Below are 19,416 nucleotides of genomic sequence, written 5' to 3' on the forward strand. Positions count from 1 at the left end.
TGTGATGGCTGACATCGAAAATGCGGTCGAACTGCAAAATGTCGTCAAGCGTTACGGCGAATTTACCGCCGTGCAACGCATGGATCTGACCGTGCCTGACAACAGCTTCGTGACCTTTCTGGGTCCATCGGGCTGCGGCAAGACCACGACACTTCGCATGATTGCCGGACTGACCGACATTACCGAAGGCGATTTGCTGATCCGTGGCAAACGGGTCAATGCCCTGCCGATCCACAAACGCAATCTGGGACTGGTGTTTCAGAACTACGCCCTGTTCCCGCACAAATCCATTTACGACAATATCGCCTTTGGCCTGAAATATCGCAAGGTGTCCAAATCCGACATCCGGGAAAAGGTCAATCGTGCCCTTGATCTGGTGCAACTGCCCCATGTTGCCGACCGGTATCCCAACCAGCTTTCCGGCGGGCAGCAGCAGCGCATTGCCCTTGCGCGCGCCATCGTGATCGAACCCGATGTGCTGTTACTTGATGAACCGCTATCTGCCCTTGACGCCAATCTGCGTGAAGAAATGCGGGTCGAACTGAAACGTATTCAGCGCGAACTGGGTATTGCCACCGTTTTCGTCACCCACGATCAATCCGAAGCCCTTGCCATGTCCGACAAACTGGTGGTGATGAATAACGGTGTCGTCGAACAGGAAGGCGCGCCTGAAGACGTCTATAACAATCCCGCATCGGCCTTTGTTGCCGATTTCCTTGGTCATTCCAATATCATTCCTGCTGCCCTTGGTGCACCGGATGCGGCCTTTACCAAGGTTGCCCTGCAAAGCGGCGAAACATTGCTGACCACGTCCGAACAAACCGCCAAAACCAATGGTTCAAAAGACGTCCGCGCCGTTATCCGCGCTGAAAAAATCGGCCTGTCGGATCAGAACGGTGCGACGGACGGTGTGATTGCCATCCCCGGCAGGATCAAAACGGTGGATTATCTGGGGCAGCAGGCCCGCTATTTCGTCACGGCCAATGGTCGTGACTGGCAGGTGATCAACCCGATTGATGCCCGCCCCCATCACGAAGGTGCCGATGTGTTCATGCACATTGCCGCCCGAAATTGTGTGTTGTTACCCGGTCATAACGACTGACCGGATCTGGAGTGCCACCCGAAGTGACGCATGATAACCCCAAAACCGGCCATAACCGGGAATCCCGCCTGTTTTATCAAAGCCGTTCGCGTCGGCCGCTGATCGACCATGCCAAGGGCGTCTATATGTGGGATGTCGATGGCAAACGCTATATCGACGCCTCCAGCGGTGCGATGGTCAGCAATATCGGCCATAGCGACCCACGCGTGATTGCCGCAATGAATGCACAGCTTGAAAAGGCCAGTTTCGCCTATCGCCTGCATTTTGAAAATGATGCGGCCGAAAATCTGGCATTCCGCCTTGCCGAACGCGCACCGGGCGATCTGGAACGGGTATTTTTTGTCTCCGGCGGGTCCGAAGCTGTCGAAAGCTGCATCAAGCTTGCCCGTCAATATGCCCTGGCAAAGGGGCAAGCCCAGCGGACCAAGATCATTTCGCGTTTCCCCAGCTATCACGGCTCAACCCTTGGTGCGCTTGCCATCACCGGCTATACGCCGATGCATGCGCCCTTCGCCCCGATGATGGTGGACCAACCCAAAATTCCGGCCCCGACCTGCTATCTGGATCGCGATGATCTGAGTAATCATGAACGCGGCCTGAAATACGCCAACATGCTTGAGGCCGAAATACTCAAACAGGGCCCTGAAACCGTTCTTGGTTTCATCATGGAACCGGTTGGCGGGGCTGCGACCGGCGCACTGGTTGCGCCTGACAGCTACTATGCCCGCATTCGCGAGATCTGCGATCAATACGGCATTCTTCTGATCTATGACGAGGTCATGACGGGTGCCGGACGCACTGGCAAATATTTCGCCGCCGAACATTGGGGCATCACGCCGGATATCTTGGCCGTATCAAAGGGACTGGCGGCGGGTTATGCCCCGCTGGGGGCGATGATTGCGCCTGATCGTATTGTCGGCCCGGTTCTTGATCATGGTGGCTTTATCCATGGTTACACCTATGCTGGCAATCCGATGGCCTGTGCAGCGGGCAATGCGGTCCTTGATGTGATTGATGAAGACAACCTTCTGGAAAATGCGACCCAAAGCGGGGCGGCATTAAAGGCCGAACTTGGCAAACTTGCCGATGAATTTCCGATCATCGGCGATGTGCGTGGCCTTGGATTGCTTCTTGCGGTCGAACTGGTCAAAGACCGCGAAACCATGGAACCGATTGATCCCAAACATCTTGCGGCTGCCCGCCTTGTTGATATTGCCTATGACAAGGGCCTGATCATTTACTGGCGTCGCACCCGCGGCGGGTATCGCGGTGATCATGTGATGGTCTGCCCGCCCATGACGATCACACACGATCAGTTTGACGATATCCTCATTCCGTTGCGCGCCGCCCTTGGCGAGCTTCAGGACGAACTCACCCTTGCCGGAGCCTTCGCATGAGCCGGAAAGTCATCATCACCTGCGCCATCACCGGATCGGTTCATACCCCGTCCATGAGCCCGCATCTGCCAATCACCCCCGTCCAGATTGCCGATCAGGCAATTGCGGCGGCAAATGCCGGGGCTGCGATCCTGCATCTGCATGCACGCGATCCCGAAACCGGCTTTCCAAGCCCGGAACCGGCTGTTTTTGATCAATTCCTGCCGCGCATCAAATCGGCCACCGATGCGGTAATCAATATTTCGACCGGCGGCGGCATGACCATGACGGTCAAGGACCGTATTCGTGCGGCAAAGCAGGCAGCACCCGAAATGGCGTCATTGAATATGGGGACGATGAATTTCGGCCTGTTCCCGGCCCTTGCCGGACGCAGCGACTGGAAACACGACTGGGAACCAAAATTTCTCGAAGACAGTCGTGATTTTGTTTTCAAAAACACGTTTTCCGATATCGAAACCATTCTGGCAGATCTCGGCGATGCCAATGGCACAAGGTTTGAATTTGAATGTTATGACGTCGGGCATCTTTATACGCTGGCCCATTTTGTTGATCGCGGCCTGATCAAAGGGCCGATTTTCATTCAGTTCGTTCTGGGCGTTCTGGGCGGTATCGGGGCCGATCCCGACAATCTTGCCCATTTGAAACGCACCGCCGACAAACTTTTTGGCGATCAGTACCAGTTTTCGGTTCTGGGTGCCGGGCGACATCAGATGCCGCTTGCCACCATGTCGGCCACCATGGGCGGTCATGTCCGGGTCGGTCTTGAAGATAACCTGTATCTGCGCAAGGGCGAACTGGCCCCGGACAACGCATCGCAAGTTCGCAAAATCCGCGACGTTCTGGACGGGTTATCGCTTGAAATCGCAACACCGGACGAAGCCCGCGCCATGCTGGGTCTGAAAGGTGCCAATCTGGTCGCCTTTTAGGAAACAACAAACTGCCACCAACACCACGACGCAAAGCCAACGAAAGGCGGCACCCATGATGCATGCCTATTTCTCAGCCGATCAGCTTCGCCATCACGGCCAGACATTCATGGTCGCGGGCGAAGCACGGCCAATCCCCGAAGTCCCCGAACGGGCGGAAATACTGACCACTGCCGTCAAACGGCTTGGGCTTGATTTGCGCACCCCCGATGATTTCGGCATGGGTCCGATTGCCGCCATTCATGCGCCCGAATATCTGAAATTCCTGCAAACCATCCATGCCGAATGGAAGGCTGTTGGTGGATCTGATCTGGTGGTGCCCGGTATTCATCCGTTTGACCGGCTTGGCCCCTATCCGAGGTCACCGGCGGGCAAGGCCGGTTTTCATATGGGCGATACATCCTGCCCGATATCGGCAACCACATGGCAATCGGCCTATGCCAGTGCGCAAACCGCCATTGCCGCCACGCGCCAGGTCCGCGATGGCAATGCCAGATCGGCCTATGCCCTTTGCCGCCCCCCCGGCCACCATGCCAGCCGCGATATCGCCGGTGGTTTCTGTTACCTGAACAACAGCGCGATTGCCGCACAGGAACTGCGTGCCAAATACGACCGGGTTGCGATCCTTGATGTCGATCTGCATCATGGCAACGGCACACAGCATATTTTCTATGCCCGTGATGATGTCATGACGCTGTCGATCCATGCCGACCCGCGTGATTTCTATCCGTTTTTCTGGGGCCATGCCGAAGAACGCGGCCGTGATGCCGGGCTTGGTTTCAACCACAATTATCCCCTGTCCCTTGGCAGCGGCGATGACGCATTTCTGGCCGCCCTTGATCGTGCGCTTGCCATGATCGATCATTTCAGCGCCGATGCGGTTGTCATTGCACTGGGTCTGGATGCATCATCGGATGATCCGTTTGGCGGACTGGCTGTCACACCCGGCGGATTTGCCAAAATCGGCGAAAAAATTGGCGGCATCAATCTGCCAACCGTGCTAGTGCAGGAAGGTGGTTATGTCAGTAACACACTGGCTGAAAACCTTTTTCAGTTTATCAGCGCCTTTCACGCCACCACCGCAGGGAGCCCCAAATGAAAACATCCGATATCCTGATCATTGGCGGCGGTATTGCCGGCATGTCAGCAGCCTATTTTCTCGCCAAACGTGGAAAATCCGTCACGGTTCTCGAACGCGAAGATCAGCCCGGCTATCACAGCACCGGCCGGTCCGCCGCACTCTATAGCGAAACCTATGGCCCGAAAATCATCCGCAAGATGTCGACCGCCAGCCGGGACTTTTTCCTGAACCCGCCCGTAGGTTTCACCGAAAATCCGATCCTGACCCCACGTGGTGTGATCCTGACCGCCGCCCACGGCAATGAAGGCGCGATTGACGAACTGCTTACCGAAGGCCGCGCGAATGGCGCGAATGTTGTCGCCCTGACAGCCGATGATATCAAAAAACTGATCCCGATCCTTAATACCGATCTGATCGCGTGTGGCGCACTTGAAACCGATGCGATGGATATTGATGTTCATGCGCTGCATTGGGGCTTCATCCGCCATTTCAAAAAGCTTGGCGGTGATCTGCTGGTCAAGGCCGATGTCACTGCAATTGCAAAAACCAAAACCGGTTGGCAGGTCACGGCAGGCGGCGAAACCTATGAGGCGCAAATCCTCGTTAACGCATCCGGTGCATGGGCCGATGAAATCGCAAAACTGGCGGGCGTTACCCCGCTGGGCATTACCCCCAAACGTCGTACAGCGGTGATGGTTGATCTGCCATCTGATGTCAATGCGCATGGCTGGCACATGGTATCTGATGTCGGCGAAGGCCTGTATTTCAAGGAAGATGCTGGTCGCCTGCTGGTGTCGCCGTCCGATGCGACGCCGACGGTTCCCCATGATGTCCAGCCCGAAGAACTCGATATCGCCATCACGATTGACCGCCTGATGACGGCAACCACTCTTAAGGTCAATCGCCCCGGCGAAGCATGGGCCGGCTTGCGCAGCTTCTTTGCCGATGGCGATCCGGTATCGGCATTCGACCCAGATGCCGATGGCTTTTACTGGCTTGCCGGTCAAGGCGGCTATGGCATTCAAACCGCCCCCGCAATGGGTGAATATGCCGCCAGCCTGATTTGCGGCGATGGCGTTCCGGACCGGATGGTGAAACTTGGCGTGACCAAAGATGCCCTTGCCGCCACCCGTCCCGGCCTTGGCCAAACCGCGTAAGGATTGAACGGAAATCGTGCCATGACCCATTTTGATCGCAATGAACTGCGCAGTGCCGTTGCCAATCGCCGGGATCGTGCGATTGACGACCTTTGCGCTTTGGTTCGCCATGACAGCCTTCTGGGCAATGAAACATCCGCCCAGAACTGGGTCGCGGATCGTTTCGCCGATATGGGGCTTTCGGTCGAACGGGTTGCGATCAATATTGACGCATTGCGTGATTTACCGGGCTTTTCCCCACCGGTTACGACGGAATATAACGGACGGGAAAATATCGTCGGTATTCATCAACCGGCCAAACAAACCGGACGCAGCCTGATTTTAAACGGGCATATTGATGTCGTGCCGACCGGGCCAGTGGCGCAATGGCGACGCGGACCGTTTGATCCCTATGTCGAACGCGACTGGCTTTATGGCCGTGGGGCTGGCGATATGAAGGCCGGCATCATTGCCTATTGTAACGCCCTTGCCGCCCTTCATGATCTGGGGCTTGAGCCCGCTGCCCCGGTTATCCTGCAATCGGTTGTCGAAGAAGAATGCACCGGTAATGGCGCGCTGGCCTGCCTGCATGCCGGGTATCGGGCCGATTGTGCGATCATTCCCGAACCGTTCAATCAGACGCTGATGACCGCCCAGCTTGGCGTGATGTGGTTTCAGCTTCACGTTACCGGAAGTCCGGCGCATGTGCTTGATACCTCAGTCGGAAGTAACGCCATCGAGGCCGCCTTTGGCTTTTTTGAAACCCTGAAAGAAGTCGAAGACATCTGGAACCACCCCACCCACCGTCATGCGGCCTATGGTGCGCATATCCATCCGGTGAACTTCAATCTGGGCAAGATCGAAGGCGGTGAATGGGCATCAACCGTGCCGCCGGTTTGTTCGACCGATATCCGTGTCGGGTTCTATCCCGGCATGGAATTGGCCAAGGTGCGTGAAACCATCGAAGAAGTTGCACAAAGTGCGATGGAAAATCACCCGGCCTGCAAGGGGGCAGAATTCGACATCACCTATCGCGGTTTTCAGGCCGAGGGATGCGTCATGGACGAAACCCATCCGATGATGACCATGATCGGCGACATTCACCACGAGGTCACCGGCAATACGATCAAAAACTATGCTTCCACTGCAACAACGGATGCGCGGTTCTTCCAGATTTACGGCAATATCCCGGCGACCTGTTATGGCCCGAAAGCCGAACGAATTCATGGCATTGACGAACGGGTCTCGATTTCCAGCATGATGGAAGTCACCGAGGTCCTTGCCCTGTTCATTGCCGACTGGTGCGGCGTTACCAAACGTGATAATCACGCCGCATAATCATACCAAAACCCAATCATATCTTGATATCAGGAGACTTTGATGACCGTTCAGCGTTTTCACACCGGCCCCCGTATGAGCCAGGCCGTTGTTCATGGCAACACCATCTATCTTGCTGGCCAGGTTGGCGAACCGGGCAGCGACGTCACCAACCAGACCAAGGAATGCCTTGCCAAGGTTGATGCGCTTCTGGCCGAATGCGGCGCGTCAAAGGAAAACATCCTGTCGACCACCATCTGGCTTGCCGATATGGCCGACTTCGCCAAAATGAACGAAATCTGGGATGCATGGGTCCCGCAGGGTCACACCCCGGCACGTGCATGCGGCGAAGCCAAACTTGCCACCCCGGACTATCTGGTTGAATTCATCGTGGTTGCGGCAAAACCGTAATCCGGTCACTTCCGACTCGAAGGCAAAACGCCCGGCTGATTTCGCCGGGCGTTTTTATTTTGGCCATTTGCACGGGAATATGAATTCTACCGATCCCGCTCGTCCCGTGTCACGATCAATGACTTGGCTTCCAATGTCCGATGTACCGGGCATTTATTGGCAATCGCAATCAGCTTTTCCCGGACTTCCTCGGTAAAATCACCATGCAGGGTAATGATCCGTTCGAACCGGTCGATCTTGCCGCCCTTTTGTTCGAACTCTGCCCCGCATTCCATACAATCGCTTGCATGGATTTTATCATGTCGGACTTCGACCCGAATGCCATCGACCGGTATCTGTTTCTGATCGGCATACATACGCATCGTCATCACCGTGCATGACCCAAGGGCGGCCGCCAGAAAATCATAAGGTGACGGTCCGCTGTCAAACCCGCCAACATCTTCGGGCTCATCGGCCAACATACGATGATGCCCGGCCAGAACCATCGCCTGAAACTTGCCAAGTCCGGTTTCACGCACCACGACGGCACCGTCTGGCACTTCGTCATTTACCGGGTCTTCGTCGGTAATATAACGCCTGGCCCAGGCGCTGATCACCTCGGCGGCATAGGTCGCATCATCGGGATCGCGTAACAAATGATCCGCACTATCAAGCGACACAAAACTTTTCGGATGCTTGGCGGCATCAAAAATCCGTGCGGCATTTTCAATACCCACCGTCTGATCCATCGGCGCATGCAGCACCAGCAACGCCTTGTGCAATCTGCCGACCGATTTTTCAATATTGTGGGCACGCAGATCGTCAATGAAATGCTTCTTGATCACAAATGGCCGCCCGCTTAACGAAACTTCGGCCTGCCCGTCCCGTTCGATATCTTCAAGGTAATCGGCGAAATTATGGGTCACATGCTCGACATCGGCGGGCGCACCAATCGTTGCAACTGCGGTTGCTTCGGGCACGCTATCGGCCACGGCCAAAACCGCCGCCCCGCCCAACGAATGCCCGATCAGCAAACGGGGGGCGGCAAATTCATGCCGCAGGAAATCGGCCGCACGTTTCAGGTCATCCAGATTGGATGTGAAATTGGTCGATGCAAAATCACCGCCCGATCCGCCAAGCCCGGTAAAATCGAACCGCAAAACGCCAATCCCCTGCATGGTCAGCGACTGCGCGATCTTGCGCGCCGCCGTCAGGTCCTTACTGCACGTAAAACAATGCGCAAACAGCGCATAGGCCCGAACCGGCCCCGTTGGCAAATCCAACCGTGCCGAAAGCTGTGCCCCCAGTGCACCTTCAAAGCTAAGCTTAATCGGCCTTACAGCCATATCGGACCTCCGCCGCCGGTATTTGGCGAATTCATTGTTCATTTACGCGCATTCTAGGCTAGCATGCTGTCTTCGCCACCACGAAACCAAGGGTAATACAGTATGACAATACTGGAAACCAAAAGAACGCTTGTGCGTCACGGAACCCACAACGACGCCCCCTTTATCATGCAACTGCTGAACGAACCGGGCTGGATACGGTTTGTCGGGGATCGCAACATCCATGATCTTGATGCCGCCCGAAAATTTATTGATGACCGGCTTCTCAGCAGCTATCTGAAACACGGTTTCGGGCTTTACATCGTGGACGAAAAAGCAACCGAATGCAGTATCGGGCTTTGCGGATTTGTCAAACGCGACACGCTTGATGCACCCGATATCGGTTATGCCATTACCGAAAGCCATCATGGCATGGGTTATGCGTTTGAAGTCAGTACCGCCCTGATCGACTATGGCCACGATACGCTGGGCTTTGATCGGATATTTGGCTATACGCTGCCGGAAAATACCGTATCGCTTAAACTTCTCGCCAAACTGGGCCTGACCTATGAACGCGATCAGGACGTGAACAACAGCGGTGAAATCTGCAAGCTGTTTGTAAAGGTCGCCTGAACGCAAAAACCCGCATCACTGGATGCGGGTTTGCTCATTTCGGAGCATTGAAAATCGTTATTCCTTGCGGCGAATACCGATCTTGCGCCCGACACCCGTTGGCACCGGCAAATCGCGATGCGCCTCACGGATCAGATCAAGCGTCTTTTGAATGTCATCGGGAAATGCCGCCGAACGGCGCGTTTCCATATCGATATGCATCGTGATGATTTCATTGGTCGCCGACAGCCACCCTTCGGTCCCGTGACGCAATTCGTGATACATGTGAATGCGTTTGTGATCGCAATCCAGAATTTGCGTATGGATCACGAACGGGTCGTTAAGGTGAATTTCCCGGTCATAGGTGATGTGCATTTCAAGCGCAAAGGTCGAAAACCCGCGCCGTTCGGGATAAGTCCGCCCCATCCCGACCCCGTCCAGAAACGCCACAGATCCCAGATCAAAACCAACCACGTAATACCCGACATTCACATGCCCGTTAAAATCGATCCAGTCCTGCGGCACCGTCCCGCGATAGCTTTCCAGCATCTCCGGGGCAAAAAGGTCGGTACTGATCATTTACCGGCCTTTCCCACCGCATCGACAACCGCGACTGCCGCAACAAAATCTTCCAGCGAATGACCAACCGATTTGAAAACCGTACATTCCGTATCTGTCTCGCGTCCCTTGACCTCACCACGCGTCAGGCCGAACAGATCGCCGAGAATATCGGATTTTGAAATCGATCCGGCATTTAGCGGCTGCACCACATCACCGCCCTCGGCCGCGGCCCCTTCAAAACTATCAACATAAATCCGGCATTTCTGCATCAGGGCATCATCGGTTTCGCGCATGGTCGGCTTGAACGCCCCGACCAGATCAACATGCGTCCCCTCGCGAAGCCATTCGCCCCGCACCAGCGGCTCGGTCGAAAGTGTCGCGCATGAAATCAGATCGGCGGTCTTGCAGGCCATTTCCAGATCATCCGTGCCCACCGCTTCAAAACCAAGGGTGGCGGTTTCGGCGGCTAATGCGCGGGCCTTGTCGCCATTGCGGTTCCAGATCGTGACCTTTTTGATCGGACGCACCGACGCATGTGCATTGATCAGATTGGGTGCCATCGCCCCGGAACCGACCATGACCATTTCGCGCGTATCTTGGCGCGCAAGGTAGTCCGCCGCCAATGCCGATGCCGCCGCCGTCCGGCGTGTGGTCAGCTTGGTGCCATCAATCACGGCCGATGGTTGCCCGGTCACCGCATCCAAAAGGATATAAGTCCCAGAAACAGCCGGCAGGTTACGCGCTGAATTCCCCGGCACAACGGCCGCAACCTTGACCCCGGCCGCGCCATCCTTTTGCCAGGCAGGCATGATCAGAAACGTCGCGTCATCCTCATTGCTGCGTTCCATGTTGAAATGGCTGCGTAGCGGCGCTTCGCAGCCATCGGCAAATCCTTGACGGAGCGCCTCAACCAGATCGCGGGGCGAGACGAATTTATCGATTTCTTCGGCAGAGATGAAACGCATGGGCCTTCCTGTAAATTTATTTTCGATTTCAGCGTGGTAGCGTTGATATCTTATACCACGTCAAAGGACATGCGTCACAGGATCGCACACTGTTTTTCACTTTGTTTCCGGTCAAAAATCTTCCCGAAATGGGTGAAATTAACGCTGCAAAAAACGTTTGAAATGGCCAAACAGTGAACCGGTGCCAAGATAAAGTTCTTCAAGCACCGTGAAATGGTTCGCCCCCCATGCCTTATAAACCGGAACATGCAGTCCTTCCCGACTGCAATAGGCGGCATAAGCATCGCTTTGGCGGACAAATTCCGGGCTTTCGTTACTGCCGACCACGACCATCATTTTGATGTCGTGTGGGACGGCATCAAGCATCGGTGAATTATCCGCTGCCGTCGCGGCATTAAGTTGCAGGTCGTTGTTGATACTGGTGAACCGGATCGGTTCCAGATCAAAAACCCCGGAAACCGGAACAACCGCACAAAACGGATAGGCATCATTAAGGGTATCTTCCCAATGATGAACCGCGAGCCGCGCGACAATCTGCCCGCCTGCCGAATGACCGGAAATGCTGATACGATCCCGATCCCCGTTAAAGTCGCCGATATTCTGGTAAATGAAGGTCATGCAACGGATCGCCTGACGGGTGATTTCCGCCACCGTCACATCCGGGCACAGATCATAATTCGCACAAATGACAGTAAAGCCCGCGGCGTTGAGGTCGCGGGCAACAAACGCATAGTCCTTTTTGTCCTGGCTTCGCCAATACCCACCATGGAAAAACACATGCACCGGTGCGTCCGGTTCGGCTGCCGGATAAACATCCATGGTTTCCTGGGGTCCGCCCCCATAACGGATATCGGTCATGTGGTGGACACTTGCCCGTGTATCGTCGGACAAACGAACAAACCGGTCAAAACAGGTCATATATTCCGGCACGGTTTCGCGCGGATTATACTGCCATTCAAGCTCGGCAAGGGTAAAACCACCCCAACTCATCTGAACCTCGTTTGCGTTGCCCGGACCGGAATTATTATCGGCAGATCAAGCCTGTCCGATAATCTTTCTTTATTTTTCAGGTTTTTGCAAACGCTACGCACAAATCCATCACGCAATGCGATACAAATGCGGTCGTGATTGCAAGACCTGAAAGGCAATGGCAGAATATCGAAAATCAATTTTAAAATCAGCCGGATAGACCATGAGCAGCCGCAATATCCAAAGCCCGTTCCCCGCCGATGATGCGGATCGCAATCAGATTTGGGAAATGCTGGTGCCACGCGACATCGCGGCCTTTGTCGCGGCCGACTGGTCCATGGTGCAAGATGACTTCAAGGCAGACGGTTTTTACGCGATTGATGCCTGCAAATCCGACGATCCGGATGACTGGAAAATGATGTTTCCCGATCTGTCAGCCTATCGTGACGAATGGCTGCGTCAGGCGATTGTTGCACAGGAAATCGATTATGCCGAAGACCTGTTTGACGGAGTTTTTCGTGCCACCGACCTTTCGAAAATCGATATCACCGGCAATCGTGCACTGGTGCGCAAACATTTCAACGGCACCATAAAAAAAACAGACGGATCAACCGACCGTCTGCTTTGGAAAACCCATTATTACTGCGAAAAACAGATCGATGGAAAATGGCTGATTACCGGTTTCACCGGCTATCTGCCCAATCACGACCCGGCATAGATACGCTTGCCTTAAAGCACGCAACCACGCGCGGCAACATCAACCGTTTCGATATCGCCATTACGCACCAGATGCACCTGATCCAGCATGTTGCTGACAACGCAGACATGATTCGGGATGATTTCGATCCGCTGGCCGATTTCAAACGGTTTTGTCGCCGGATCGAAATGCAAAATACCGTGTTCCTCGGACAGAGCCTTGACCGCAACATCGGGATGCCCCACGACATAGCCGTATCCGTCAAGGCCCAGCAAATCGGATGTCAGAACCTTTGACCCGGCATCAATGATCGCCCGGCCCGGCGTTGGCAAGGATACGATTTCCGTCAAAACCCGAAGCGCACAATCATCTTCCTTGCAAACCCCACGCGCCATCAGGGATCGGTCATTATAAATATAAGTCCCGATGCGATGTTCGGTCACAGACGGCACTTCATGGGCCAACCACATATCGGGCGTCCCACCGGAACTGCGCACCGGGCATTCAAGGCCAATCGCATCCAGTTCCTTCATGGCCGAGGTGAAAAATGCCTCAACCTTGGCACCACCACCGGTCGCCGGATAGGTCATCAGACCGATAAATTTCACGCCCGGAAGCGATTGAATTTTCTTTGCCAGTTCAACGGCCTCTGCCGGGTTTTGCACCCCGCAACGTCCGCCACCGGTATCGCATTCGATCAGGATTTCAAGCGGCTTGGCACTGTCGGCAAAGGCCCTGGACAATCCTTCGACCACAACCGCATTATCGGCCACCACGCGCAGGCTTTTGATACGGTCAAACAAGGCCCGCAAACGGGCCAGTTTGCGTTCGCCCAATACGTTATAGGTCAGAAGAATATCATCCAGCCCCGCATCTGCCATTACCTCGGCCTCGCCGATTTTCTGGCAGGTGATGCCAATCGCCCCGGCCTTCATCTGCTGGGCGGCGAAGGCAGGAATTTTATGGGTTTTGATATGCGGACGCAGCCCGATCCCGTGTTTGTCGCAATAGGCCTGATAGCTTTCGATATTTCGGTCAACGATATCAAGATCAACAACCGCGCACGGCGTATCAAGTTCGGGATATTGGGGCATTCCGGTCATCGGGGCAGCGTCCTTATCACATCAGGTGGTGGCAGCAATCAGCTTGCAATTGCGGCAAACGGGTCATCAACAATCGGCCATATCGGGCGTGTCAGATGATGATATCCATTGGTTTTCGGATCGGACGGATAAGGTCCGTGGACATCGACATAAATGATCTCGCCCGCAATCTTGGCGAACGCATCGTAGAAGTGATTGGTCGATTTGATAAACAGATATTTTTTCGCCGTCGGATCAATGCCCATATTCGAAAACAGGCTGGGATCGAAGCTTTGCGATCGGTTGGAATTCAGGATCACCTCCCCCCCACCCGGAAGTTCGATCACCGCGCAATCACCCAGCGGTACGATGCTGTCACCGAAATACTGCCATGAGTCGCGCCGGATTTTTTTCACCCGCACTTCGGCATCAATCGGTGCCCCGGCATGTGCACCGGTTTTCCCGCCGAAGCGTAACGGCAATGTCGCGCCCTCGCCGGCCGATATGCAAATCCGAACCGCCATCGGATCCCAGATGGTGCCAACCGCAAAATCGCCAAGCCCGCGCGCCATTACGGCCCGCAGCAAAATCGTGCTGTCACCGGGCACACCGCCGCCCGGATTATCCCACACATCGGTCAGAACAATCGGCCGTGCGTCGCTTGCCAATGCCTGATCAAGCGCGACATCTGGGGTCACAAAACTTGGCCGTGTCGTACCGCGGAACCCAAAAAGCTCCTGACCCAGCTTTTGGGCGAGCTCGCTTGCCTTGGCCGGATTATTGTTGGTGGTCACAATCACCTTGGCACCAAGATCGGGCACATCACCGGCCATAAAGCCGTGAATAAACGATACCGAAAGAACATCACCCGCCCCCTCCATCGCCTTGGCCCGGTCAATAAAGGACCGCATCGGTTCGCGTGACGTCGGTAGAACTTCGATCATATGGCAGTCAAAAACCGCCTTTGTCGGCTTGATCTCTCCGCGAAGCGTACGCAACACCAGATCAACCACCGAACGCCCGGCATCGACAAAATCGGTATGGGGGAATTCCTTGAACGCAACGATGATATCGGCGTTCGCAATGCGCTGCTCGGTCAGGTGGCTATGCGGATCATAACTGGTGCCGATAATAACATCCGGGCCGACAATATCACGAACACGCGAAACCAGATCACCTTCGCAATCCAGATATCCTTGCGCCACCATTGCCCCATGCAGCCCCAGAATAACCGCATCAACCGGCATGGCCGCACGCAACTGCCCCAGAACCTCGTCGCGCAATTGTTCATAGGTTTCCCGATTGACCAAACCGCCCGGCTCGGCCCAGGTGGCGGTTCCCTCGATCAGGTCCCAGCCTTCCTTTGCCGCACGCACGCGCGCCTCGGTAAAGACGGCACTGCACAGCGTCGGGGTCACCGGATGCTGTCCGGGCGGTGCATAGAAGCTTTCCTTGAAATCGGAAAAATCGGTGCGCAACGGCGAGAATGTATTGGTTTCGGTCGCAATAGAGGCGCAAAAAATCCTCATGACCCCATCCTTTTTGTTCTTTGTAATCATCATATTTTATGTGCAAAAGAAAAATGCGTGCGGGTGAAGCACCACCCGCACGCGCATGGATTATTCCATGTAGCGGTGGGCGTTGGCCTTATCGACTTCCGTCTGGAACAGTTCGAGAAGTTCAACGCCTTCCGTGCCCAAAGATTCCTGAACGTGTTTGACCACGACCGGCTGGGTCACATCTTTAAGCTTCTGACGCTCTTGCGCGCTCAATGCCGTGATTTCCATTTTGTCGGTCAAACCGGCAAGACCGCGATCAGATGCCTCGATCACGCGTGAAACACCACGGCTGGCAACCACACAGGACTGTGCTGCATAACGAACAATCTTCTGCTGATCGGCAGTCAGATCATCCCAGAATGCTTTCGACAGCATAAAGGTGTAGGGCGAAAACAGGTGGTTGGTCAGGGTCAGATAGCCCTGCACTTCGTTGAATTTGGCAAAGGTCACGGTCGGAACCGGGTTCATCTGACCATCAATCACACCGGTCTGAAGACCTGCATACACTTCGCCCCACGCCATCGGATAGGCTTCTGCGCCCAGTGACTGCATGATTTTCTGGTGCGACGGCAGCGACATGGTGCGAACACGAATGCCTTTGAAGTCCTCAAGCGTTGCAATCGGATGCTTGGAGTTGGTCACGGCAAAGAACCCGCCGGTATCCGGGAAGCCAAGAACCTTGACATCGCCAAGGGTGCTTTCGATATCCGCCGCCAGTTTCTGACCAAACGGACCATCAAACACGTCATAGGTTGATGCGTTGCTGTCAAACGCAAAGGCAAGGTTCAGAACGTCGATGCGCGGATAATAGGATGCAATCGCCCCGGTCGAGGTCAGGGTCGCCTGAATAAGGCCATCGCGAACCATCTGCACATGTTCGGCCGCCGAACCAAGCTGGTTGGACGGATAAACCTCAACCTTGATCTCGCCATTGGTGTCGGCTTCGACAATGTTGGCGAAAACAGCGGTGCAGGCATGCGCCGGGTTTTCAAACGGGTCTTCCTTGTTGTCATGGGCAAATTTCAGAACCTTGGGTTCCGCATAAGCCAATGACGTGGTGCTGGCCAGCATGGCCGTCGCAAGGGCAAATGCCCCGAAACGCTTCATCGTATTCATTCTACCTCTCCTTGATTAAGGCCTTTTATTTCTGTCCGCGGTCTTGGTTTTGATGCCCCGATCCGGACCTGATCGGGGCGTTTCATTGCCGCCGGTTACCGGAAGCCCAGCAATCGCGGGATCGCGAGGGCAAGATCGGACCAGAAGGCAAACAGGAACAGCACACCCAGCTCCGCCAAAAGGAATGGCCAAAGCTGGGCGGCAATTTTTTCAAGCTTTTCACCCGTGACAGACGACAGCACGAACAGGCACGCACCCACGGGCGGCGTCATCAGCGAGATGTTAAGTGCAAGAACAAAGATGATCCCGGCATGGATCGGGTCCATGCCGATCTGAACCGTCAATGGCACCAGAACCGGAGCCAGAATGATCAGGATCGCATTGATATCCATGACCATCCCGATCATCAGCAACAGGGCGACGATCATGAAAATGACCATATAGGGATCAGACGACAGGCTCAGCACAAGGCTTGCGACTTCCTGCGGAATGCGATTGAAGCTCAGCCACCAGCCAAGGATCGACGCAAAGGCGATGATGATGAAAATCACCCCCGTAACGCGCGCGGTGCGGATCAACATCTTGAAGAAATCGGCAAATGTCAGCGCACGGTAAATAAAGATACCGATAAACAGCGCATAGGCGACGGCGACCGACGCCGCCTCCGTCGGGGTGACAATCCCGCCCAGAATGCCGCCCAGAATGATCAAAGGCATGATCAGGGCCGTGATTGATGATTTGAAAATCTTCCAGATTTCCAAAAGCGACGCGCGGCGTTCGTTTTTCGGCAGGTTCTTGGACCGGGCGGTTACCGCAATCACCGTCATGCAGATCAGACAGATCATCAGCCCCGGCAGAATACCGGCGGCAAACAGCCCGCCAATGGAAACCCCCATAAGCGATCCATAGACCACCATCAGACCGGATGGCGGAATGGTCGGGCCGATGATCGATCCGGCGGCCGTCACCGCACAGGCATAATCGCGGCGATACCCCCGTTCAACCATGGCTGGCACCAGTGTCTTGCCAAAGGCCGCCGCATCGGCGGTCGCCGCCCCGGTCAACCCGGCAAAGAAAACCGATGCCAGCATGTTGGTATGCGCCAACCCACCACGAAAATGCCCGACAAGCGCCTGCGCAAACAGGACAAGGCGGCTGGTGATGCCGATATGGTTCATGATTTCGCCCGCCAGAATAAAGAACGGCATGGCAAGAAACGGGAAAACGTTCAGACCGTTAAAGACTTTGCTTGGCCCCTGAACAAGGAACATGCCCCCGCCCATGTCATAAAGGCCAATCACCCCGGCAACGCCAAGGGCAAAACCAATCGGCATGCCCAGAACCATCAGAACGACAAAAGCAATACCGACGATCATTCTGCGCCCTCCGCCAGATCAATGGGAACAAAACGTCCCTGATCGCGAAGTGCGACCAGCAACAGCTGAATGGCAGCAAGAAGTGACGCAACCGGCACCGCCGCATAAGGCAGCATCAGCGACATGCCAAAAATCATCGCCTGACGGCGCATACCGCCCGCGGCAAAATCAAAGCCATAAATCGCCAGATACAGAAACGCACACAGCGCAATCAGATCGACACAGAACAGCACCGTGCGCTGAACCGGCTTTGGCGTATTGAGGATGAACATCCCGATGCCGATATGTTCACGCCGCGCAATCCCGGCCGATACCGCCAAAAGCGCAGCCCAGATCATCAGATAGCGCGCAAGCTCTTCGGGCCAGGGCAGTTGCCAGTGAAAAATATAACGATCAATCACGCCCAGCCAGACATCCAGCACAAGGGCCAGCATCAGGACGGCAATCACTCGTTCGACCACCCAGTTTAACGACCGGCTGATCATTGCGGCTGTGGTTTCAACACGGCGCAGCGCCATCTTACTCAATCTCTCCGCTGATGAATGTTTTGTGTAATTTTTCTACACATTGAGGATATTTTTGTAGCTTGTCTACATATTTTTGCACCATAATCTTAGATATTACCCCAAATGTTCCGAGACGAATGATATTATAGGTAGTTAAACTACATTTTTACCTATATTATTGGGTCACCTGCCCAAAACCACCGGAAGACAACAACGGCGATCAAGCATTTCGGCAATCAACGCCCTACCCGCTTTGCGGTTAAATCCGGCAGGATGGGCAATCTCGGGATCAAGATCGCAGCTATCGCCTGCAAACTGAAAAAGTGATATTTATCAGCGGGGTGTTGGCAACAACACCTCATATTCGAAAATGATCGGAACGCTTGCATGCAACCTACTGTCGATATCATCAGCCTCCTGCGTCGAAAGGCCGGAACCTTTCCCGCACGCGAACAACGGGTTGCCGACTACGTTCAGGATCATTTGCAGGACGTCACCACCATCGCGCTTTCTGATCTTGCGCAAAAGGTCGGCGTCAGCGAACCGACCGTGATCCGGTTTTGCCGGACCCTTGGCTGCGACGGATTTCGCGATTTCAAAATACGGCTGGCGCAGAACCTTGCGGTCAGCATGCAATACCTGGCCCCCGAAGATCTGGCCGACGACACAACAGCCGCCGACGTGCTTTCCAATCATGTATTGGGCGTGATTGTCGATAACCTTCGCCTGCTGCGCGATCAGCTCTCAAGCACCGAAATCGACAAGGCCGCCGATATTCTGGCCAATGCCCGCCAGATCGCTTTTATGGGCGTTGGCGGCGGCTCAACCACGGTTGCCTTTGATGCCGCCAACCGGTTTTTCCGGCTTGGCATCCCGGCACAGGCACAAAGTGATGGTTACCTTCAGCGCATGCTGGCCTCGACCTTTGGCGAGGAAGATGTGCTTTTTGCCATCTCCACCAGCGGCCGCCCGACCGAACTGATCCACAGTGCCGCCATTGCCCGCCAATATGGCGCAAAGGTCATCTCGATGACCCACCCGCAAAGTCCGCTTGCCGCCGAAAGCGACCTTGTGATTGGCATTGATATGCCTGAAAACCCTGATATTTATAAGCCAACGGCCACCCGGCATGTTTTTCTGGCAACCATCGATATCATTGCCACCGCGGTTGCCCGGCGCACGCCGGACCGAACGCTTGAAAAACTTCGCCGGATCAGGTCATCTTTGCTGACTCTCAATCCGCCGACAGGTCGCCAGCCCATCGGCGACTAATCACGCCACCATCCCATCGAGGCCCCA

The 19,416-nt window shown here is 55.0% G+C and carries 19 protein-coding genes; 10 read left to right on the forward strand and 9 right to left on the reverse strand.

Annotated features, from left to right (window positions below; all coding sequences use genetic code 11):
* Positions 1-4: 4 nt before the first annotated feature.
* From SMB34_RS15610 to SMB34_RS15640, 7 genes are read left to right on the forward strand one after another with little or no spacing between them, the layout of a single operon-like run.
* Complete coding sequence (locus tag SMB34_RS15610; protein ID WP_037991401.1) at positions 5-1,102, forward strand: ABC transporter ATP-binding protein; 1,098 nt, start codon at positions 5-7, stop codon at positions 1,100-1,102.
* Between the two features lie 23 nt (positions 1,103-1,125).
* A complete protein-coding gene (locus SMB34_RS15615) occupies positions 1,126-2,499 on the forward strand; it encodes an aminotransferase family protein (RefSeq protein WP_037991403.1) in 1,374 nt (457 codons plus the stop codon).
* Positions 2,496-3,425 (forward strand): 3,5-dioxohexanoate:acetyl-CoA acetone transferase, encoded by a 930-nt coding sequence (kce, locus tag SMB34_RS15620; protein ID WP_037991405.1) that lies wholly within the window; start codon positions 2,496-2,498, stop codon positions 3,423-3,425. The genes SMB34_RS15615 and kce overlap by 4 nt, the downstream gene beginning before the upstream one ends.
* 55 nt (positions 3,426-3,480) lie before the next feature.
* Positions 3,481-4,524 carry a histone deacetylase family protein gene (locus tag SMB34_RS15625; protein ID WP_084716649.1) on the forward strand — a complete coding sequence of 348 codons (1,044 nt, stop codon included), beginning with the start codon at positions 3,481-3,483 and terminating at the stop codon, positions 4,522-4,524.
* Positions 4,521-5,663, forward strand: coding sequence for an NAD(P)/FAD-dependent oxidoreductase (locus SMB34_RS15630; protein WP_037991408.1), 1,143 nt, complete (start codon positions 4,521-4,523; stop codon positions 5,661-5,663). The genes SMB34_RS15625 and SMB34_RS15630 overlap by 4 nt, the downstream gene beginning before the upstream one ends.
* Before the next feature lie 21 nt (positions 5,664-5,684).
* The gene (locus SMB34_RS15635; protein ID WP_037991410.1) at positions 5,685-6,980 is read left to right on the forward strand and encodes a M20 family metallopeptidase; all 1,296 of its coding nucleotides are present in this window, start codon (positions 5,685-5,687) and stop codon (positions 6,978-6,980) included.
* Between the two features lie 42 nt (positions 6,981-7,022).
* The gene (locus tag SMB34_RS15640; protein WP_037991412.1) at positions 7,023-7,370 is read left to right on the forward strand and encodes a RidA family protein; all 348 of its coding nucleotides are present in this window, start codon (positions 7,023-7,025) and stop codon (positions 7,368-7,370) included.
* An 86-nt stretch (positions 7,371-7,456) separates the two neighbouring features.
* On the opposite strand, the gene SMB34_RS15645 is transcribed toward SMB34_RS15640, so the two are convergent.
* The gene (locus tag SMB34_RS15645; RefSeq protein ID WP_037991415.1) at positions 7,457-8,695 is read right to left on the reverse strand and encodes a bifunctional alpha/beta hydrolase/OsmC family protein; all 1,239 of its coding nucleotides are present in this window, start codon (positions 8,693-8,695) and stop codon (positions 7,457-7,459) included.
* A gap of 102 nt (positions 8,696-8,797) precedes the next feature.
* Between SMB34_RS15645 and SMB34_RS15650 the strand changes: the two genes are divergently transcribed.
* A complete protein-coding gene (locus SMB34_RS15650) occupies positions 8,798-9,307 on the forward strand; it encodes a GNAT family N-acetyltransferase (protein ID WP_037991419.1) in 510 nt (169 codons plus the stop codon).
* Positions 9,308-9,364: 57 nt separating this feature from the next.
* On the opposite strand, the gene SMB34_RS15655 is transcribed toward SMB34_RS15650, so the two are convergent.
* The 3 genes from SMB34_RS15655 to SMB34_RS15665 all read right to left on the reverse strand — a co-directional run bounded on the left by SMB34_RS15655 (position 9,365) and on the right by SMB34_RS15665 (position 11,802).
* A complete protein-coding gene (locus SMB34_RS15655) occupies positions 9,365-9,865 on the reverse strand; it encodes a thioesterase family protein (protein ID WP_051682330.1) in 501 nt (166 codons plus the stop codon).
* Complete coding sequence (gene lhpI, locus SMB34_RS15660) at positions 9,862-10,812, reverse strand: bifunctional Delta(1)-pyrroline-2-carboxylate/Delta(1)-piperideine-2-carboxylate reductase (RefSeq protein ID WP_037991421.1); 951 nt, start codon at positions 10,810-10,812, stop codon at positions 9,862-9,864. The genes SMB34_RS15655 and lhpI overlap by 4 nt, the downstream gene beginning before the upstream one ends.
* A gap of 138 nt (positions 10,813-10,950) precedes the next feature.
* Positions 10,951-11,802: an alpha/beta hydrolase gene (locus SMB34_RS15665; RefSeq protein WP_037991425.1), complete on the reverse strand. Its 852-nt coding sequence runs from the start codon at positions 11,800-11,802 to the stop codon at positions 10,951-10,953.
* Between the two features lie 202 nt (positions 11,803-12,004).
* On the opposite strand from SMB34_RS15665, the gene SMB34_RS15670 reads away from it, so the two are divergent.
* The gene (locus tag SMB34_RS15670; RefSeq protein WP_037991427.1) at positions 12,005-12,499 is read left to right on the forward strand and encodes a hypothetical protein; all 495 of its coding nucleotides are present in this window, start codon (positions 12,005-12,007) and stop codon (positions 12,497-12,499) included.
* Positions 12,500-12,510: 11 nt separating this feature from the next.
* Here SMB34_RS15670 and SMB34_RS15675 read toward each other — a convergent pair whose 3' ends face one another.
* The 5 genes from SMB34_RS15675 to SMB34_RS15695 all read right to left on the reverse strand — a co-directional run bounded on the left by SMB34_RS15675 (position 12,511) and on the right by SMB34_RS15695 (position 18,129).
* Complete coding sequence (locus tag SMB34_RS15675; RefSeq protein ID WP_084716651.1) at positions 12,511-13,581, reverse strand: D-TA family PLP-dependent enzyme; 1,071 nt, start codon at positions 13,579-13,581, stop codon at positions 12,511-12,513.
* Positions 13,582-13,619: 38 nt separating this feature from the next.
* Entirely contained in the window at positions 13,620-15,089 is a 1,470-nt protein-coding gene (locus tag SMB34_RS15680) for a M81 family metallopeptidase (RefSeq protein ID WP_037991616.1), read from the reverse strand.
* 90 nt (positions 15,090-15,179) lie between these two features.
* Positions 15,180-16,235, reverse strand: a complete 1,056-nt coding sequence (locus SMB34_RS15685) for a TRAP transporter substrate-binding protein (protein WP_139192095.1) — start codon at positions 16,233-16,235, stop codon at positions 15,180-15,182.
* Between the two features lie 95 nt (positions 16,236-16,330).
* Positions 16,331-17,611, reverse strand: coding sequence for a TRAP transporter large permease (locus SMB34_RS15690; RefSeq protein ID WP_007089339.1), 1,281 nt, complete (start codon positions 17,609-17,611; stop codon positions 16,331-16,333).
* Positions 17,608-18,129: a TRAP transporter small permease gene (locus tag SMB34_RS15695; protein ID WP_037991430.1), complete on the reverse strand. Its 522-nt coding sequence runs from the start codon at positions 18,127-18,129 to the stop codon at positions 17,608-17,610. Before SMB34_RS15695 ends, SMB34_RS15690 begins: the two co-directional genes overlap by 4 nt.
* A 375-nt stretch (positions 18,130-18,504) precedes the next feature.
* Between SMB34_RS15695 and SMB34_RS15700 the strand changes: the two genes are divergently transcribed.
* Entirely contained in the window at positions 18,505-19,389 is an 885-nt protein-coding gene (locus SMB34_RS15700; RefSeq protein ID WP_007089337.1) for a MurR/RpiR family transcriptional regulator, read from the forward strand.
* Positions 19,390-19,416 lie beyond the last annotated feature (27 nt).

This window comes from Thalassospira permensis NBRC 106175 (assembly GCF_000714555.1).
GTDB classification, from domain to species: Bacteria; Pseudomonadota; Alphaproteobacteria; order Rhodospirillales; family Thalassospiraceae; genus Thalassospira; species Thalassospira xiamenensis.

Bases quoted from the DNA above. Each gene is read 5' to 3' on its own strand.
- SMB34_RS15610 (WP_037991401.1), top strand. From the start codon at position 5: ATGGCTGACATCGAAAATGCGGTCGAACTGCAAAATGTCGTCAAGCGT.
- kce (WP_037991405.1), top strand. From the start codon at position 2,496: ATGAGCCGGAAAGTCATCATCACCTGCGCCATCACCGGATCGGTTCAT.
- SMB34_RS15625 (WP_084716649.1), top strand. From the start codon at position 3,481: ATGATGCATGCCTATTTCTCAGCCGATCAGCTTCGCCATCACGGCCAG.
- SMB34_RS15630 (WP_037991408.1), top strand. From the start codon at position 4,521: ATGAAAACATCCGATATCCTGATCATTGGCGGCGGTATTGCCGGCATG.
- SMB34_RS15635 (WP_037991410.1), top strand. From the start codon at position 5,685: ATGACCCATTTTGATCGCAATGAACTGCGCAGTGCCGTTGCCAATCGC.
- SMB34_RS15640 (WP_037991412.1), top strand. From the start codon at position 7,023: ATGACCGTTCAGCGTTTTCACACCGGCCCCCGTATGAGCCAGGCCGTT.
- SMB34_RS15645 (WP_037991415.1), bottom strand. From the start codon at position 8,695: ATGGCTGTAAGGCCGATTAAGCTTAGCTTTGAAGGTGCACTGGGGGCA.
- SMB34_RS15650 (WP_037991419.1), top strand. From the start codon at position 8,798: ATGACAATACTGGAAACCAAAAGAACGCTTGTGCGTCACGGAACCCAC.
- SMB34_RS15655 (WP_051682330.1), bottom strand. From the start codon at position 9,865: ATGATCAGTACCGACCTTTTTGCCCCGGAGATGCTGGAAAGCTATCGC.
- lhpI (WP_037991421.1), bottom strand. From the start codon at position 10,812: ATGCGTTTCATCTCTGCCGAAGAAATCGATAAATTCGTCTCGCCCCGC.
- SMB34_RS15665 (WP_037991425.1), bottom strand. From the start codon at position 11,802: ATGAGTTGGGGTGGTTTTACCCTTGCCGAGCTTGAATGGCAGTATAAT.
- SMB34_RS15670 (WP_037991427.1), top strand. From the start codon at position 12,005: ATGAGCAGCCGCAATATCCAAAGCCCGTTCCCCGCCGATGATGCGGAT.
- SMB34_RS15675 (WP_084716651.1), bottom strand. From the start codon at position 13,581: ATGACCGGAATGCCCCAATATCCCGAACTTGATACGCCGTGCGCGGTT.
- SMB34_RS15680 (WP_037991616.1), bottom strand. From the start codon at position 15,089: ATGAGGATTTTTTGCGCCTCTATTGCGACCGAAACCAATACATTCTCG.
- SMB34_RS15685 (WP_139192095.1), bottom strand. From the start codon at position 16,235: ATGAATACGATGAAGCGTTTCGGGGCATTTGCCCTTGCGACGGCCATG.
- SMB34_RS15690 (WP_007089339.1), bottom strand. From the start codon at position 17,611: ATGATCGTCGGTATTGCTTTTGTCGTTCTGATGGTTCTGGGCATGCCG.
- SMB34_RS15695 (WP_037991430.1), bottom strand. From the start codon at position 18,129: ATGGCGCTGCGCCGTGTTGAAACCACAGCCGCAATGATCAGCCGGTCG.
- SMB34_RS15700 (WP_007089337.1), top strand. From the start codon at position 18,505: ATGCAACCTACTGTCGATATCATCAGCCTCCTGCGTCGAAAGGCCGGA.